Raw genomic sequence first — 15,014 nt, forward strand, 5'->3', positions numbered from 1 at the left:
CGGGGCTGGTGTTGCTCAGCCTTTCGCTTCGCGGGCGACTACCAGCGGGACGGAGACGCTTCGCCGCTGGGCGCGTTGGCTTCTCGCTTCGCTTCGGTGGGGTGCGATGGGTGTGCGCCGGAACCTTTGGGCTGGTGTTGCCTAGCCTTTCGCTTCGCGAGCGGCTTCCAGCCGGACGGAGACGTTTCGCCGCTGGGCGGTGTTTCGTCCGGGGTGCCCGTGCTTCAGTTGTGCTTCCGGTCGGAAAGGCCGTGCATGAAGATGTAGCAGCCTGGGATGTGGGGCGCGCCCTCCGCGGCGAATTTCGCCTGGTAGGCGGAGGGGGACATGCCGACCAGATCGGTGAATTTGCGGCTGAACGAGCCGAGGCTGCTGTAACCGACGAGCATGCACGCCTCGGTGACGGTGACGTTGGTCGCACGCAGCAGATCCTGGGCGCGCTCGATGCGGCGCTCGGTCAGGTACAGGGCCGGGGTCTTGCCGTAGGTCGCGGCGAAACACCGCAGGAAATGGTACTTCGAGACCCCGGCCGCGGCGGCCAGGCCGTCCAGGTCCAGTGGTTCGGCATAGTGCCGGTCGGCCAGGTCGCGTGCTCGGCGCAGGTGGGGGAGCAGGTCCGCGGGGACCGGTCGCGGCGGGATCTGGGCCATACCGTCTCCTCGGCGCCGATATCAGCTGAACGGGGTCAGGTCGTCGAATCGCATGGAGGCGCGGCCCGCGGTGCGCCACAGCCGGGCGGTCAGGTCCGCGTCCTCCTCGGTGACCAGATTGCCCATCACCCGGACGGCGGTGTGCTGCAACAACTTCGAACGCATCATCGGCGGCCCGCCGGTCGGCACCATGCGCGGATGGGTGGCCAGCGCCGCGATCCGGCGCGCGACCGAGAAGGTGCGGCCGTAGCGGGCTCGCAGCAGATCCGGCCACAGCGTGGACAGATCCGGTTCGTCGAGTAGTCCGGCCAGCAGATGTCCGCCCTCGAGGCCGTAGTCGATACCCTCGCCGTTGAGCGGATTCACGCAGCCCGCCGCATCGCCCAGCAGCGCCCAGTTGCGTCCGCTCACACCGGAGACCGCGCCGCCCATCGGCAGCAGCGCGGAGGCGACCGCGCGAGCCTCGCCGTCGAATTCCCACTCCTCCCGGCGCAGCGAAACGTAGTGCTGCAGGAGGGGTTTCAGGGAGATGTGGGAGGGTCGGCGTTCGGTGGCCAGCGAGCCGACGCCGATGTTCACCTCGCCGTTGCCCAACGGGAACACCCAGCCGTACCCGGGCACCAGCGTCCCGTCGGCATCACGCAACTCCAGATGTGAGGTGATCCACTCGTCCTCGCTGCGCGCGGAGCGGATGTAGGCGCGCGCGGCCACCCCGTAGGCGAATCGGCGATGCCAGGTGCGCCCGAGCATCTTGCCCACCGGTGATCGCACGCCGTCGGCGACGATCAATGTCCGGCAGGTGATTTCCCGCACACCGGTGTCGGTGCGCACGCTGACGCCGGTGACCCGGTCGCCGTCGCGCGAGACCTCGACGACCCGGGCCCCGTCGACCATCCGCGCACCCCACTTGACCGCGGTCTCGCGCAATTTGTCGTCGAGTTCGAGTCGGGGAACGGCACTTCCGTAGGCGGGGAACGAACCGCCCGGCCACGGCAGCAACGCCTCGCGGCCGAACCCGCCCATCCGCAAGCCGCGGTTGACCGTATGCGCCCGCAACCATTCGCCCAGCCCCAGATTTTCCATCTCCGCGGTGGCGCGCGGGGTCAGCCCATCACCGCAGGTCTTGTCGCGCGGGAAGACCGCGGCATCGGTGAGCAGCACGTCGCGCCCGGCGCGGGCGGCCCAGGCCGCCGCTGCCGACCCCGCCGGTCCCGCGCCCACGACCAGCACGTCGGCATGTGCCGGCAGCGCGTGCGGCTCGCGCTCGCTCCCGATGGTGGCATCCGGTGAACCCATGCACCCCATCCTCGCAGGGCTGCGCGAAGGGTGTCGACGCGGCGGTGCGGGTGACGTGCGGAGGCTGCGCCGGTGCCGGATTCGTCCCACAATGGCGATGTTGGGATGGTGTTCACGGGGCCCCGGGACCCGACACGCTAGGTTGTGGGGCGTGGGGACGGACGCGGCATTGGGAGACGACATGAGTGCATCGGCGATCAGTGATGAGAGCACGGTGGTGGCCGGGGTCGACCTCGGCGACCACGAGCTCGCGTCGACCGTGCGCAACGGTCTGGTCGAGGTCGAGAAACTGCTGATCGCCGAGCTGTCCGACGGGGAGGAATTCCTGCAGGAGGCGGCGCTGCACCTGGCTCGCGCGGGCGGTAAGCGGTTCCGGCCGCTGTTCACCATCCTGACCGGACAGCTCGGCCCGCGCCCGACCGATCCGGATCTGATCACCGCCGGCACCGTGATCGAACTCGTGCATCTGGCCACGCTCTACCACGACGACGTCATGGACGAGGCCCCGATGCGCCGCGGCGCGCCGAGCGTGAACTCGCGCTGGGGCAACAGTGTGGCCATCCTGTCCGGCGACTATCTGTTCGCCCACGCCTCGCGGCTGGTCTCCACCCTCGGCCCCGACGCGGTGCGGATCATCGCCGAGACCTTCGCCGAGCTGGTTACCGGGCAGATGCGAGAGACGTTGGGCGCCAAGCAATCCCAGGACCCGGTCGAACACTACCTGCGCGTGGTGTGGGAGAAGACCGGATCGCTGATCGCCGCCTCGGGGCGTTTCGGCGGCACCTTCTCCGGCGCGGATCGCGATCACGTCGAGCGCCTGGCCCGGCTCGGTGACCTGGTGGGCACCGCCTTCCAGATCTCCGACGACATCATCGACATCTCCTCGGCCTCGGAACAGTCCGGGAAGACGCCCGGCACCGACCTGCGCGAGGGGGTGCACACCCTGCCCGTGCTGTACGCGCTGCGCGACGAGGGCGCAGAGGGCGACCGCCTGCGCACCCTCCTGGCCCGCCCCCTGGAGACCGACGACGAGGTCGCCGAGGCCCTGGACCTGCTGTCCCGCTCCCGGGGCATGGTCCTGGCCAAGGAGAAGCTGCAGGGCTACGCCGACCTCGCCCACGCCGAACTCTCCGCCCTCCCCGCCGGCCCTGCCAACGCCGCGCTCGAACACCTGGTCCGCTACACCATCGAACGGTCGGTGTAATTCCGGGCTGCGGAACTCGGGGTGGGACCTCCCTCGTTGACCTGGTGTAACAGATAATCGATCACGGGGTGCTGAAATGGAGGTCCGATCATGCACGGCGGGTATGCCAACGGGCTGAAGACGTTCGGGCTGATGGTCGGCATGTCGGCGTTGATCGTGTTCATCGGTGCGCTGTTCCGTAACCCCACGATCCTGGTGATCGCCATTCTGCTGGCCGTGGGCATGAACGCCTACGCCTACTTCAACAGTGATCGGCTGGCGCTGCGGGCGATGCACGCACAGCCGGTCTCCGAACTCGAGGCCCCGGTGATCTACCGGATCGTGCGCGAGCTGGCGACCGCGGCGCGTCAGCCCATGCCGCGGCTGTACATCAGCCCCACGGCCGCGCCCAATGCCTTCGCCACCGGCCGCAACCCCCGGCACGCCGCGGTGTGCTGCACCAGCGGCATCCTGCAACTGCTCGACGAACGCGAGTTGCGCTCGGTCCTGGGCCACGAACTCTCACACGTCTACAACCGCGACATCCTGATTTCCTCGGTGGCGGGCGCGCTGGCCGCGGTGATCTCCGGCCTGGCCAATCTGGCCTTCTTCGCGGGCCTCGGCGGTGGCGGCAACCGTGATGGCGAGGGGCCGAATATCCTTGGCGTACTTCTGGTTTCGCTACTCGGCCCGATCGCGGCCACGCTGGTCAAACTGGCCGTGTCGCGGTCGCGGGAGTACCAGGCCGACCAGGACGGCGCCCAGCTCACCGGCGACCCACTGGCCCTGGCCTCGGCCCTGCGCAAACTCGAACGCGGTGTGGCGGCCGCCCCGCTCCCGCCGGACCCGAAGCTGACCGCCCAATCCCACCTGATGATCGCCAACCCCTTCCGGGCCGGCGACCGCATGGCCCGCTGGTTCTCCACCCACCCGCCCATGGCCGAGCGAATCGCCCGCCTCGAGCACATGGCGGGCGGTCCGCGCCGCTACTGACAGCATCGGCATGAACGCGCAGGTGCCGACTGATTTCGTGGGTACATGGGTAACTCGCCGGGCACGCCCAGAAGCCGAGAACCCTCCCAACCGCCGGCCCGACGCGCAAGTCTCGTGGCACCCGACGGCACGCTGAAATCGCGGGGAGGCGGGGGAGCGAGGCGGGGCGGCCTACCGGTAGTTGACGAACTGCAGCGCCAGATCGAAGTCGCCGCCCTTGAGCAGGGCGATGACGGCCTGCAGATCGTCCCGCTTCTTGCTGCTGACCCGCAGCTCGTCGCCCTGGATCTGGGCCTTCACGCCCTTGGGGCCCTCGTCGCGGATCTTCTTGGCGATCTTCTTCGCATTCTCGGTGGAGATGCCCTGAACCAGGGTTCCTGTGATCTTGTACACCTTTCCGGACGCCTGCGGCTCACCGGCGTCGAACGCCTTGAGCGAGATGTCGCGGCGGATCAGCTTCTCCTTGAACACGTCCAGCGCGGCCTTGACCCGGTCCTCGGACTCGGCGGACAGCACGATCTTCTCCTCACCGGACCATTCGATGCTCGCGCCGGTGCCGCGGAAGTCGTATCGGGTCGAGAGCTCTTTGACCGTCTGGTTGAGGGCGTTGTCGACCTCCTGCCGGTCGACCTTGCTGACGACATCGAATGACGAATCGGCCACACTGCGCTCCTGTCTCGGGAATTCCGGCTTCGACGCTAGCGTCGCGGGTACCGCCCCGCCACTAGCCGCCGAGGGCCCGACGCTACCCCCGCTGGCCTGCCGGTTTGCATCCAGGGGCCCTGATCGTTGTATTCTGCTCTGCGCGCTCACCCAGCGTGTTTGGCGGATTGCCCGAGCGGCCAAAGGGAGCTGACTGTAAATCAGCCGCGCAAGCTTCGGAGGTTCGAATCCTTCATCCGCCACTCTCTCAGGGCCCTCCCCGATCGGGGAGGGCCCTGTTCGTATTCACGGGTGATATGGGGGTCGCGGCCCCACGCCGGAGGGCTTCGCCCCGGCCCTCTCTTACAAGCCGGCGGCGTCTGCATTCATCGGTGCCGTTTCGAGTTTGAAAAATTGGCTCTGAACTGCCGGTTTGGTAAGTCTTCGGTGTAGTGTGTAACCTCGTTCAAGGCTTCGGCGCCCCGGGTGCGAGCGATCGTCACCGGGAGCGCGGGTAGTCATGCCCCCTTAGCTCAGTCGGCAGAGCGTTTCCATGGTAAGGAAAAGGTCAACGGTTCGATTCCGTTAGGGGGCTCGCCGGATTGCCGGTGGTGACCGACGGCATCTCCAGGGCCAGGCACCATCGCAAGCCGAGCCTTATGGCGGTGTAGCTCAGTCGGTAGAGCAAACGACTCATAATCGTTGTGTCGCCGGTTCAAGTCCGGCCATCGCTACAAAGACCGATACCTCCGTCAGGTAGACCCGAAAGAAGGCATATCGTGGCCGCGAAGTCCACCGATGTCCGGCCAAAGATCACCTTGGCCTGCGAGCAGTGCAAGCACCGCAACTACATCACCAAGAAGAACCGGCGCAACGACCCGGATCGGCTGGAGCTGAAGAAGTTCTGCCCGAACTGCGGCACCCACCGGGCTCACCGCGAATCTCGCTAGTACTCCACGTGTGCCACTGCCGCACGCGACGTCGGTGAGATCGAGGCGGAAGCTTGCGTAGCTGCCAGGTCCCGCGCGTGTCGCAACTCGAGTCAGCCTTCAGTGCCGGAGCAGGGTGTCAACCCGCTCCGGCATTTGGTGTATCCGCGGCAGTGTGTGCTTCGGCAGATCCCGTAGCGGGGTCAGATAGGGACGTTCTTCCGTGACTACACAAGCCGCGACCAGCGATACCGGAACCGGGTTCGACGCGGCCGCGCACGCGCGTGACATGGTCGGCCATCACTACCGCGTCGACGACTTCTACGAGGTCGGCCGCGAGAAGGTGCGCGAGTACGCGCGCGCGGTGCAGGACTACCACCCGGTGCATTGGGACGAGGACGTCGCCCGGGAATACGGCTACGACGGTCTCGTGGCCCCGGTGACCTTCATCTCGCTGGTCGGCATCCTGGCTCAGCGCAAGCTGTTCGAGCAGGTCGTCACGGGCTACGACCTGAGTCAGATCATGCAGACGGATCAGATCCTGGAATTCCACCGGCCGATCGAGGTCGGCGATCAGCTGGTCTGCGACGTGTATCTGCACTCGTTCCGGCAGGCGTTCGGCGGCGACATCATCGTGACGAAGAACATCGTCACCTCGCGGGACGAATTGGTGCTCACCACGTACACCACCCTGGTCGGCCGCAGCGGCGGCGACGTCGACCCGAACATCTCCGAGGCCGTGCGCAATGTGCTGATGCACGGGATCGGCGAGGCCCCCGGACACCGCCCGCGTACCACGCCGCCGGTCACCGAACCGCCCGTGCCGGTCGCCACCGTGCCCGAATTGCCGGTCAGCACGCATGCGGTGCGTTTCGAGGACGTCAGCGCCGGTGACGAACTGCCCGCACGCGTGGTCCGGCTCACCCGCGGCGATCTGGTCAACTACGCCGGCGTCTCGGGCGATGCGAACCCGATCCACTGGAGCGACGAGATGGTCAAGCTCGCCGGCCTGGACAACGTGGTCGCGCACGGCATGCTCACCATGGGCCTCGGCGGCGGCTTCGTCACCTCCTGGCTGGGCGATCCGGGCGCGGTCAAGGAGTACAACGTCCGGTTCACCAGCCCGGTCTACGTCGCGGCCGACGAGCCCGCCGAGATCGAGTACACCGGCAAGGTGAAGTCGGTCGACCCGGAGACTCGCACCGCGGTCGTCGCGATGGTCGCCAAGTCCGCCGGGCGCAAGATCTTCGGTCGCGCGACGGCCACGGTGCAACTGGCCTGAGTCCCGCGCACGCGGCGCGGACCCGGCGGTTCAGTGGCCGCCGGGCCCGGATTGGCGGTGCGAGGGGGGCGTACCGTACACTCGGGAACCTGGGGTCACCAGCCGCTGCGCGCTGCTCCGAAGGGGCCGGTTCCAGGCGGATTTCCGCCGGTGCCGGAACACCGCAGGGGTGGCGCGCGTGTTGTGTGACTACCCGAGTACAACTGAACAGCACTGTGCTGGATCCAAAGTCCAGCCGAAGGGGTGTAGCTCAATTGGCAGAGCAGCGGTCTCCAAAACCGCAGGTTGCAGGTTCAAGTCCTGTCACCCCTGCAAGGATGCCCAGCGACGAGAGAGGATCGACGTGTCCGATGACGATGACACCCGCGCGGTGAGTCGTCCGACCGGCAAACGGTCGTCTCGGCGAGCTCGTTCCGGTTCGTCGGATCACGAGACGGGTTCTATCGCGACGATCGAGCGGGACGACGCGGGATCGCGCAAGACGTCCAAGCCTTCCGGTAAGAAGAAGGCCGGCGGCGGTAAGGGCAATCCCCTCAAGCGCCTGGTGAAGTTCCTGAAAGAGGTTGTTCAGGAACTGCGCAAGGTGATCTGGCCCAACCGCAAACAGATGGTCACCTATACGAGCGTGGTCCTGGTGTTCGTGATCTTCACGGTCGCGTTCATCGCCCTGTTGGACCTGGCGTTCATCAAGGGCGTCAACTGGCTGTTCGGCTAGCTGGCCGTCGGCGCCGGTGACCATTCCGCGCGGATGGGCGCTGGATGCCATCCGCCGGAATCGACGTCCGGAACGCAGAGGAAGTTAGTGACGACACAGGAAGCGAGTGCCCAGTGAGCACCCCGGAGAACGGCACAACCGAGGAATTCCCGGTCGACGACGTGGCAGACGAGAGCGCCGCGCCGGAGGTCGAGGAGTCCGCGGATTCCGCGCCGATCGCGGAGTCCGCCCCTGGCGACGCGCCTGCCGACGACGAGGTCGATCCCGTCGCCGCGATGAAGGCCGCGCTGCGCCGCGCTCCCGGCGACTGGTACGTCATCCACTCCTATGCCGGTTACGAGAACAAGGTCAAGGCCAACCTCGAGACCCGCGTGCAGAACCTCGGACTCGAGGACTACATCTTCCAGGTCGAGGTGCCGACCGAGCAGGTCACCGAGATCAAGAACGGTCAGCGCAAGAATGTGCAGCGCAAGGTGCTGCCCGGCTACATCCTGGTCCGGATGGATCTCAACGACGAGTCGTGGGGCGCGGTGCGCAACACCCCGGGTGTCACCGGATTCGTCGGCGCCACCTCGCGTCCGTCGCCGCTGTCCATCAACGACGTGGTGAAGTTCCTGGTCCCCGCCGACCAGCAGCAGAAGAAGCCCGCCGCCACGGCTGCCGCCAGCACCGAGGCCGCCGCCGAGCCGCTGACCAAGCCGGCCATCGAGGTCGACTTCGAGGTCGGCGAGTCGGTGACCGTGATGGACGGCCCGTTCGCCACGCTCCCGGCCAGCATTTCCGAGGTCAACGCCGAACAGCAGAAGCTCAAGGTGCTGGTGTCGATCTTCGGTCGCGAGACCCCGGTCGAACTCGCGTTCACGCAGGTCGCGAAGATCTGAGCCGACCGGGGCCGATTTCGGGCCCCGACGGCGTTCGACTACACTTGCCGGGTTGCGCCTCGGCTGACCGTATTCGTCGTGCGGTCGATTCTGCCGGGGCGTCGTCCGGAGAAGGCTTACGGGAATCCGTAACAACCGGGTCAAGGAAACCTAACCAAGGAAGAAAGATGCCCCCCAAGAAGAAGAAGGTCGCTGGGCTCATCAAGCTCCAGATCCAGGCCGGTGCGGCGAACCCCGCGCCGCCGGTCGGTCCCGCGCTGGGTCAGCACGGCGTCAACATCATGGAGTTCTGCAAGGCGTACAACGCCGCGACCGAGTCGCAGCGCGGCAACGTCATCCCGGTCGAGATCACGGTCTACGAGGACCGCTCGTTCGACTTCAAGCTGAAGACCCCGCCCGCCGCCAAGCTGCTGCTCAAGGCCGCCGGTGTGCAGAAGGGTTCGCCCGAGCCGCACCGCAACAAGGTCGCCACGGTCTCCATGGACCAGATCCGCGAGATCGCCAAGACCAAGCAGGAAGACCTGAACGCCAACGACATCGACGCCGCGGCGAAGATCATCGCGGGCACCGCCCGTTCGATGGGGATCACCGTCTCGGACTAGTCGCGGTTCTCGCGCAGTGGGAGGGATGGCCAGTCCCGCTACCACTTCTGACTCCAGAACAGGACAGATAATCATGGCAAAACGAAGCAAGGCTTATCTTGAGGCGGCGGCCAAGGTCGACCGTTCTCAGCTGTACTCCCCGCTGACCGCCGCGCGGCTGGCGAAGGAGACCTCCACCAAGAAGACCGACGCGACCGTCGAGGTCGCCGTGCGCCTGGGTGTGGACCCGCGCAAGGCCGACCAGATGGTTCGCGGCACCGTGAACCTGCCGCACGGCACCGGTAAGACCGCTCGCGTCATCGTGTTCGCGGTCGGCGACAAGGCCGCCGAGGCCGAGGCCGCCGGTGCGGACGCCGTGGGCGCCGAGGATCTGATCGAGCGCATCCAGGGCGGCTGGCTGGACTTCGACGCCGCGATCGCCACCCCGGACCAGATGGCGAAGGTCGGCCGCATCGCACGCGTGCTGGGCCCCCGCGGTCTGATGCCGAACCCGAAGACGGGCACGGTCACCCCCGATGTGACCAAGGCCGTCAACGACATCAAGGGCGGCAAGATCAACTTCCGCGTCGACAAGCAGGCCAACCTGCACTTCGTGATCGGCAAGGCGTCCTTCGACGACGCCAAGCTGGTGGAGAACTACGGCGCCGCGCTCGAGGAGATCCTGCGTGTGAAGCCCTCGACCGCGAAGGGCCGCTACGTCAAGAAGGTGACGATTTCGACGAACACCGGCCCGGGCATCCCGGTGGACCCGAACCGCACCCGCAACCTAACCGAAGAGGACGCGTAGTCGCACGCCGAATCATCAACGGCCGGTACGGATTTCCGTACCGGCCGTTCGTGTTGGTCCAATGGGGACAGCTGCAAAACCTTAATGAGAAACGTAACATCGGCTATCGTTGGTCGTATGAGCCGTACTGTGCATGTTCCGTACGTGTTGGAACAGGATGAAGACGGTGTCTGGTGTGCAAGCGCGGTTTTGCGTCCTGGGGTCGGCGCTGTTGGAGATGGCGAGACACCCGAGGCGGCATTGACCGACCTTCGTGCAGGTTTGTTGCTTCTCCTCGAAGACATCGAGCCTCCAGCGGAGATGACACTCGAATTGGATGTTGCCTGAATCGGATTCGGATAAACTCCGCCGGTGCCACCGACACCATCTGTTCGCGGTATCAAGGTTGTCCGAGCCCTGGAGCGGGCGGGGTTCAAGATCGACAGAGTCAAAGGCAGCCACGATCTGATGAAGCATTCGGACGGGCGATCCGTGCCCGTACCTGTGCATAGCGGTAAAGATATGCCCAAAGGGACTCTTCGAAGTATCGCCCTCATCGCCCAGATGTCGGTCGATGAGCTTATCGACCTCCTCTAGTCTGCGTTTTGGCTGATAGATAGGTCTCTGCTATTCTGGTTGACAGTCACCGACCAGTTCAGTGATCACCCCAATCGTTCTACCGAAGACCGTTGGTCGCTGTCCGTGTTCTTATGAGCACAGGCAGCTGAAGGTCCGGCGATATTGCCGGCGGCCCACGCAGGGAGAGCCGAGGTCGGGAAGCCGTGAGTCCCAGCGATTCGCGATGTTTCTTGTGCGCCCCGGAACGCTCTGCGTCCGGGGCGTTTGCTTTGTCGCAGTGTGGGATGCGGCGTCCGCGGGGCCCTATGTGGTTACGCAAGCTGCCTCCTTCGGGCCTGGCCGCTCCCGCCGGCCCAAGCGGACTTCGGTCGTTCATTACGAACCGATACCCCTGAGAGGAGGCGAAGTATGGCAATCCAGTGGAAGCACGACCAGGTCGAAGAGATCACCAAGCAGTTCCAGGACGCGACCGCCACCGTGATCACGGAATACCGTGGCCTGTCCGTCGGTAAGCTCACCGAGCTGCGGCGTGCCCTCGGCGACAACGCCACGTACTCCGTCGCCAAGAACACCCTCGTCAAGCGCGCCGCCGCCGACGCGGGCGTCGAGGGCCTGGACGAGCTGTTCGTCGGGCCGACCGCGATCACCTTCATCCACGGTGAGCCGGTCGACGCCGCCAAGGCGCTGAAGACCTTCGCCAAGGACAACAAGGCGCTGGTCATCAAGGGCGGCTACATGGACGGCGCGCCGCTGTCCGTGACCGAGGTCGAGAAGATCGCCGACCTGGAGTCCCGCGAGGTGCTGCTGGCCAAGCTGGCCGGTGCCATGAAGGGCAACCTCACCAAGGCAGCCGGTCTGTTCGCCGCGCCCGCCGGACAGGTCGCGCGCCTGTTCGCCGCGCTCGAGGAAAAGCAGCGTGCTGCCGGTGGCGAAGCGGCTCCGGCCGCCGATGCCGAAGCCGCCGAATAAATCCGGTCGCCGAATTCCCAATACCCCCAATACTTTTCCCGCTCGCGCGGGGATGACCCCACTGAAAGGAAGCCATCATGGCCAACGTTGACGAGCTGCTGGAGACCATCGGCGGCATGACCCTGCTCGAGCTGTCGGACTTCGTCAAGAAGTTCGAGGAGAAGTTCGAGGTTACCGCTGCTGCTCCGGTCGCCGTGGCCGCCGTTGCCGGTGCCCCCGGCGCCGGTGCCGCCGAGGCCGCCGAGGAGCAGGACGAGTTCGACGTCGTCCTCGAGGGCGCCGGTGACAAGAAGATCCAGGTCATCAAGGTCGTGCGCGAGATCGTCTCCGGCCTGGGCCTGAAGGAGGCCAAGGACCTCGTCGAGTCCGCGCCGAAGCCGATCCTGGAGAAGGTCGCCAAGGAGGCCGCCGAGGCCGCCAAGGCCAAGCTGGAAGAGGCCGGCGCGAAGGTCTCGGTCAAGTAATTCCGGCTCCAGCCGTACACGGGCGGGCGGTTCCCCATCGGGGAGCCGCCCGCTTTGCCTTTCCGAAAAAGGAGAGGATTTTCACCTTTGGGAGGGTTTTCCCAGGTGGGGAAGTGGGCGGTAATAAACCGGAGCATATTGCTTCTTACTCTCCGGTAGGGAGGGATGGGAATGCCGGTTTACATGCGATACAGTGGCCGCACCCAGTGTGACGCGTCACATCGTGCTGTGTTCTACCGGCCCAGCGCTGGAGCGGTTTCGGCCGAGCAGTGACACGGCACGGGATCGCTCGTTGCAAAGAAATATGTGGAGGTAGGCGTGGGCGTCGAGGTCCGGACCGAAGGGGTCACCAAATCCTTCGGCTCTCAGCGTATTTGGCAGGATGTCACCCTGACTCTGCCCACGGGGGAAGTCAGCGCCCTGCTCGGCCCCTCCGGTACCGGTAAGTCCGTCTTCCTGAAGTCGTTGATCGGTCTGCTGCGCCCGGAGCGCGGTTCGATCTTCATCGACGGTACGGACATCACCACCTGCTCCAACAAGGAGCTGTACGAGATCCGCAAGCTGTTCGGCGTCCTGTTCCAGGACGGCGCGCTGTTCGGGTCGATGAACCTGTTCGACAACACCGCGTTCCCGCTGCGTGAGCACACCAAGAAGAGCGAATCCGAGATCAAGAAGATCGTCATGGAGAAGCTCGAGCTCACCGGTCTGCTCGGCGCCGAGGGCAAACTGCCCGGCGAGATCTCCGGCGGTATGCGCAAGCGCGCCGGCCTGGCCCGCGCGCTGGTGCTGGACCCGCAGATCATCCTCGTGGACGAGCCGGACTCGGGTCTGGACCCGGTCCGCACCACCTACCTGTCGCAGCTGCTGATCGATATCAACGCGCAGATCGACGCGACGATCCTGATCGTCACGCACAACATCAACCTGGCCCGTACGGTGCCGGACAACATCGGCATGCTGTTCCGCCGCCAGTTGGTCATGTTCGGCCCGCGTGAGGTCCTGCTGACCTCCGAGGAGCCGGTGGTGAAACAGTTCCTCAACGGCCGCATGGTCGGCCCGATCGGTATGTCCGAGGAGAAGGACGAGGCACAGATGGCTCGCGAGCAGGCGCTCGCGGAGGCCGGCCACTACGACAACGGCACCGAAGAGGTCGAGGGCATCATCCCGCAGATGAAGGCCACGCCCGGTATGCCGGTGCGTCAAGCCGTGGAGCGCCGCCGTCGCCGCGTCCTGGAAATCATGCATACCCTGCCGCATCAGGCCCAGGTGGCGATCCAGGAATCGATGCAGGAGAACGGCGATACACAAGTTCTCCCGGCCTATACGGGTAACCAAAAGGAATACCCGGGCAACGCGTACGACGCCACCGCTAGACACAACCCAACCAACGGGTAACATACGCTCCCGTGAATCTAACCCTGACGCGGCTGCGCACCCCGGTCGAGTCGGGTTTTGCTCAGGCGGGCAATATCTTTGCGCTGCTCATCAGCGTTGCGCGTAAGACATTCGTCCGGCCGTTCCAATGGCGCGAATTCATCGAACAGTCGTGGTTCATCGCGAGTGTGTCGATTCTTCCCGCGTCCCTGGTGGCAATCCCGTTCGGTGCCGTTGTGGCGTTGCAGACCGGTTCACTGATCAAGCAACTCGGTGCCGAGTCCTTCACCGGCGCAACCAGTGTGCTGGCCACCGTCCAACAGGCCGCCCCCGTCGTCACCGCGCTCATCATCGCCGGTGCGGCGGGTTCGGCCGTCGCCGCGGATCTGGGCTCGCGGACCATCCGCGAGGAGATCGACGCCATGGAGGTACTGGGCATCGACCCGGTACAGCGCCTGGTGGTTCCCCGAGTGCTCGGCATGATGCTGGTCGCCCTGCTGCTCAACGGCCTGGTTTCGGTCGTCGGCATCTGCGGCGGCTATTTCTTCAACGTGATGTTGCAGGGCGGTACGCCGGGCGCGTATCTGGCGTCGTTCTCGGCGCTGGCCCAGTTGCCGGACCTGTGGATCGGCGAAATCAAGGCGCTGTTGTTCGGCCTTCTCGCGGGCGTCATCGCCGCGTACAAGGGGCTGAATCCGAAGGGGGGACCGAAAGGAGTGGGTGACGCGGTGAACCAATCCGTGGTGATCACCTTCCTGGTGCTCTTCTTCGTCAATCTCGTGCTGACGTTGGTGTACCTGCAGATCGTTCCCGCCAAGGGCGCCTGACCATGGTTGTTTCGCAGCGATCCACCAAGAATTTGCGCCGGATCGGCGGTGCCCTACGGGCTCCCGTCAATGTCATCGATCGCGCCGGCGATCAGATGTCGTTCTACTCCAAGGCAATTGCCTGGATTCCGCGTACCGTCGTGCACTACCGCAAGGAGGTCATGCGGCTGCTGGCCGAGGTGACCTTCGGCTCGGGCGCACTGGCGGTCATCGGCGGAACCATCGGCGTGGTCGTGATGATGTCGGCCTCGGTCGGTGTCGTGGTCGGCCTGCAGGGCTTCAAAGCCCTCGACGCCCTCGGCTCTTCGGTCCTGACCGGATTCCTCACCGGCTACATCAACACCCGCGAGCTCGCTCCGCTGGTCGCGGCGCTGGCCTTGTCCGCGACGGTCGGATGTGGTTTCACCGCGCAATTGGGTGCGATGCGGATCTCCGAGGAGATCGACGCGCTCGAGGTGATGGCGGTGCCGGGCGTGCCTTTCCTGGTGACCACGCGCGTGATCGCCGGATTCGTGGCGGTGATTCCGCTCTACATCGTCGGTCTGCTGGGCACATTCGTGGCCTCGCGACAGATCAGCGTGTGGTTCGAGGGGCAGTCCACGGGCTCCTACGACCACTACTTCAATTTGTTCCTGCCACCGCAGGACGTGCTGTATTCGTTCCTCAAGGTGCTGATATTCGCCTTCGTGATCATCCTGATCCACTGCTACTACGGATTCAACGCCTCGGGCGGTCCGGCGGGCGTGGGCGTGGCGGTGGGCCGTGCGGTCCGCGCCTCGATCGTGTTGATCAACATTCTCGATTTCTTTCTGAGCCTGGCGATCTGGGGGACGACGACCACAGTGCGAGTAGCCGGATGAGC

At 65.6% G+C, this 15,014-nt stretch carries 18 protein-coding genes and 4 tRNA genes; 19 read left to right on the forward strand and 3 right to left on the reverse strand.

Features of this window, described 5'->3' with window-relative positions:
- Positions 1 to 224 precede the first annotated feature (224 nt).
- Positions 225 to 650 (reverse strand): helix-turn-helix transcriptional regulator, encoded by a 426-nt coding sequence (locus NV1_RS25940; RefSeq protein ID WP_067896621.1) that lies wholly within the window; start codon positions 648 to 650, stop codon positions 225 to 227.
- Positions 651 to 671: 21 nt separating this feature from the next.
- Entirely contained in the window at positions 672 to 1,946 is a 1,275-nt protein-coding gene (locus tag NV1_RS25945) for a geranylgeranyl reductase family protein (protein WP_067896624.1), read from the reverse strand.
- Positions 1,947 to 2,127: 181 nt separating this feature from the next.
- Between NV1_RS25945 and NV1_RS25950 the strand changes: the two genes are divergently transcribed.
- Both NV1_RS25950 and htpX read left to right on the forward strand, forming a co-directional pair.
- Positions 2,128 to 3,150, forward strand: coding sequence for a polyprenyl synthetase family protein (locus tag NV1_RS25950; RefSeq protein ID WP_067896660.1), 1,023 nt, complete (start codon positions 2,128 to 2,130; stop codon positions 3,148 to 3,150).
- Between the two features lie 90 nt (positions 3,151 to 3,240).
- Positions 3,241 to 4,122: a zinc metalloprotease HtpX gene (gene htpX, locus NV1_RS25955; RefSeq protein WP_067896627.1), complete on the forward strand. Its 882-nt coding sequence runs from the start codon at positions 3,241 to 3,243 to the stop codon at positions 4,120 to 4,122.
- Positions 4,123 to 4,293: 171 nt separating this feature from the next.
- On the opposite strand, the gene NV1_RS25960 is transcribed toward htpX, so the two are convergent.
- Complete coding sequence (locus tag NV1_RS25960; protein WP_067896630.1) at positions 4,294 to 4,785, reverse strand: YajQ family cyclic di-GMP-binding protein; 492 nt, start codon at positions 4,783 to 4,785, stop codon at positions 4,294 to 4,296.
- Between the two features lie 161 nt (positions 4,786 to 4,946).
- On the opposite strand from NV1_RS25960, the gene NV1_RS25965 reads away from it, so the two are divergent.
- The 17 genes from NV1_RS25965 to NV1_RS26035 all read left to right on the forward strand — a co-directional run bounded on the left by NV1_RS25965 (position 4,947) and on the right by NV1_RS26035 (position 15,012).
- Positions 4,947 to 5,027 (forward strand) — tRNA-Tyr (locus tag NV1_RS25965).
- A 259-nt stretch (positions 5,028 to 5,286) separates the two neighbouring features.
- Positions 5,287 to 5,359 (forward strand) — tRNA-Thr (locus NV1_RS25970).
- A 66-nt stretch (positions 5,360 to 5,425) separates the two neighbouring features.
- Positions 5,426 to 5,498: transfer RNA gene (locus NV1_RS25975), tRNA-Met, on the forward strand.
- A gap of 45 nt (positions 5,499 to 5,543) precedes the next feature.
- Positions 5,544 to 5,714 carry a 50S ribosomal protein L33 gene (gene rpmG / locus NV1_RS25980; RefSeq protein ID WP_011211653.1) on the forward strand — a complete coding sequence of 57 codons (171 nt, stop codon included), beginning with the start codon at positions 5,544 to 5,546 and terminating at the stop codon, positions 5,712 to 5,714.
- 202 nt (positions 5,715 to 5,916) lie between these two features.
- Positions 5,917 to 6,975: a fused (3R)-hydroxyacyl-ACP dehydratase subunits HadA/HadB gene (locus tag NV1_RS25985; RefSeq protein ID WP_067896633.1), complete on the forward strand. Its 1,059-nt coding sequence runs from the start codon at positions 5,917 to 5,919 to the stop codon at positions 6,973 to 6,975.
- A gap of 239 nt (positions 6,976 to 7,214) precedes the next feature.
- Positions 7,215 to 7,287: transfer RNA gene (locus NV1_RS25990), tRNA-Trp, on the forward strand.
- Between the two features lie 25 nt (positions 7,288 to 7,312).
- Positions 7,313 to 7,690 (forward strand): preprotein translocase subunit SecE, encoded by a 378-nt coding sequence (secE, locus tag NV1_RS25995; RefSeq protein ID WP_067896636.1) that lies wholly within the window; start codon positions 7,313 to 7,315, stop codon positions 7,688 to 7,690.
- A 44-nt stretch (positions 7,691 to 7,734) separates the two neighbouring features.
- On the forward strand, positions 7,735 to 8,571 hold the full coding sequence (gene nusG / locus NV1_RS26000; RefSeq protein ID WP_084525778.1) for a transcription termination/antitermination protein NusG: 837 nt from the start codon (positions 7,735 to 7,737) through the stop codon (positions 8,569 to 8,571).
- A gap of 167 nt (positions 8,572 to 8,738) precedes the next feature.
- Positions 8,739 to 9,173 (forward strand): 50S ribosomal protein L11, encoded by a 435-nt coding sequence (gene rplK / locus NV1_RS26005; RefSeq protein WP_040828125.1) that lies wholly within the window; start codon positions 8,739 to 8,741, stop codon positions 9,171 to 9,173.
- 73 nt (positions 9,174 to 9,246) lie between these two features.
- Positions 9,247 to 9,960 (forward strand): 50S ribosomal protein L1, encoded by a 714-nt coding sequence (rplA, locus tag NV1_RS26010; RefSeq protein WP_067896642.1) that lies wholly within the window; start codon positions 9,247 to 9,249, stop codon positions 9,958 to 9,960.
- A 117-nt stretch (positions 9,961 to 10,077) separates the two neighbouring features.
- Positions 10,078 to 10,287, forward strand: a complete 210-nt coding sequence (locus NV1_RS42425; RefSeq protein ID WP_084525779.1) for a hypothetical protein — start codon at positions 10,078 to 10,080, stop codon at positions 10,285 to 10,287.
- A 24-nt stretch (positions 10,288 to 10,311) separates the two neighbouring features.
- Entirely contained in the window at positions 10,312 to 10,536 is a 225-nt protein-coding gene (locus NV1_RS46915) for a type II toxin-antitoxin system HicA family toxin (protein ID WP_084525780.1), read from the forward strand.
- Positions 10,537 to 10,926: 390 nt separating this feature from the next.
- A complete protein-coding gene (gene rplJ / locus NV1_RS26015) occupies positions 10,927 to 11,487 on the forward strand; it encodes a 50S ribosomal protein L10 (RefSeq protein WP_067896646.1) in 561 nt (186 codons plus the stop codon).
- Positions 11,488 to 11,564: 77 nt separating this feature from the next.
- A complete protein-coding gene (gene rplL / locus NV1_RS26020; RefSeq protein WP_067896649.1) occupies positions 11,565 to 11,951 on the forward strand; it encodes a 50S ribosomal protein L7/L12 in 387 nt (128 codons plus the stop codon).
- A gap of 318 nt (positions 11,952 to 12,269) precedes the next feature.
- Positions 12,270 to 13,346: an ABC transporter ATP-binding protein gene (locus NV1_RS26025; RefSeq protein WP_174557483.1), complete on the forward strand. Its 1,077-nt coding sequence runs from the start codon at positions 12,270 to 12,272 to the stop codon at positions 13,344 to 13,346.
- An 11-nt stretch (positions 13,347 to 13,357) separates the two neighbouring features.
- Positions 13,358 to 14,152, forward strand: coding sequence for an MlaE family ABC transporter permease (locus NV1_RS26030; RefSeq protein ID WP_067896654.1), 795 nt, complete (start codon positions 13,358 to 13,360; stop codon positions 14,150 to 14,152).
- Between the two features lie 2 nt (positions 14,153 to 14,154).
- A complete protein-coding gene (locus tag NV1_RS26035; protein WP_067896657.1) occupies positions 14,155 to 15,012 on the forward strand; it encodes an MlaE family ABC transporter permease in 858 nt (285 codons plus the stop codon).
- Positions 15,013 to 15,014: the final 2 nt, after the last annotated feature.

This window comes from Nocardia vaccinii NBRC 15922, from assembly GCF_001613305.1.
Classification (GTDB): Bacteria; Actinomycetota; Actinomycetes; order Mycobacteriales; family Mycobacteriaceae; genus Nocardia; species Nocardia vaccinii.

Excerpts from the sequence above, each read along its gene's own strand:
- htpX (WP_067896627.1), top strand. The coding sequence starts at position 3,241 with ATGCACGGCGGGTATGCCAACGGGCTGAAGACGTTCGGGCTGATGGTC.
- rplJ (WP_067896646.1), top strand. The coding sequence starts at position 10,927 with ATGGCAATCCAGTGGAAGCACGACCAGGTCGAAGAGATCACCAAGCAG.
- rplL (WP_067896649.1), top strand. The coding sequence starts at position 11,565 with ATGGCCAACGTTGACGAGCTGCTGGAGACCATCGGCGGCATGACCCTG.
- NV1_RS25940 (WP_067896621.1), bottom strand. The coding sequence starts at position 650 with ATGGCCCAGATCCCGCCGCGACCGGTCCCCGCGGACCTGCTCCCCCAC.
- NV1_RS42425 (WP_084525779.1), top strand. The coding sequence starts at position 10,078 with ATGAGCCGTACTGTGCATGTTCCGTACGTGTTGGAACAGGATGAAGAC.
- nusG (WP_084525778.1), top strand. The coding sequence starts at position 7,735 with ATGCCATCCGCCGGAATCGACGTCCGGAACGCAGAGGAAGTTAGTGAC.
- NV1_RS26035 (WP_067896657.1), top strand. The coding sequence starts at position 14,155 with ATGGTTGTTTCGCAGCGATCCACCAAGAATTTGCGCCGGATCGGCGGT.
- rplK (WP_040828125.1), top strand. The coding sequence starts at position 8,739 with ATGCCCCCCAAGAAGAAGAAGGTCGCTGGGCTCATCAAGCTCCAGATC.
- rplA (WP_067896642.1), top strand. The coding sequence starts at position 9,247 with ATGGCAAAACGAAGCAAGGCTTATCTTGAGGCGGCGGCCAAGGTCGAC.
- NV1_RS25945 (WP_067896624.1), bottom strand. The coding sequence starts at position 1,946 with ATGGGTTCACCGGATGCCACCATCGGGAGCGAGCGCGAGCCGCACGCG.
- NV1_RS25950 (WP_067896660.1), top strand. The coding sequence starts at position 2,128 with ATGAGTGCATCGGCGATCAGTGATGAGAGCACGGTGGTGGCCGGGGTC.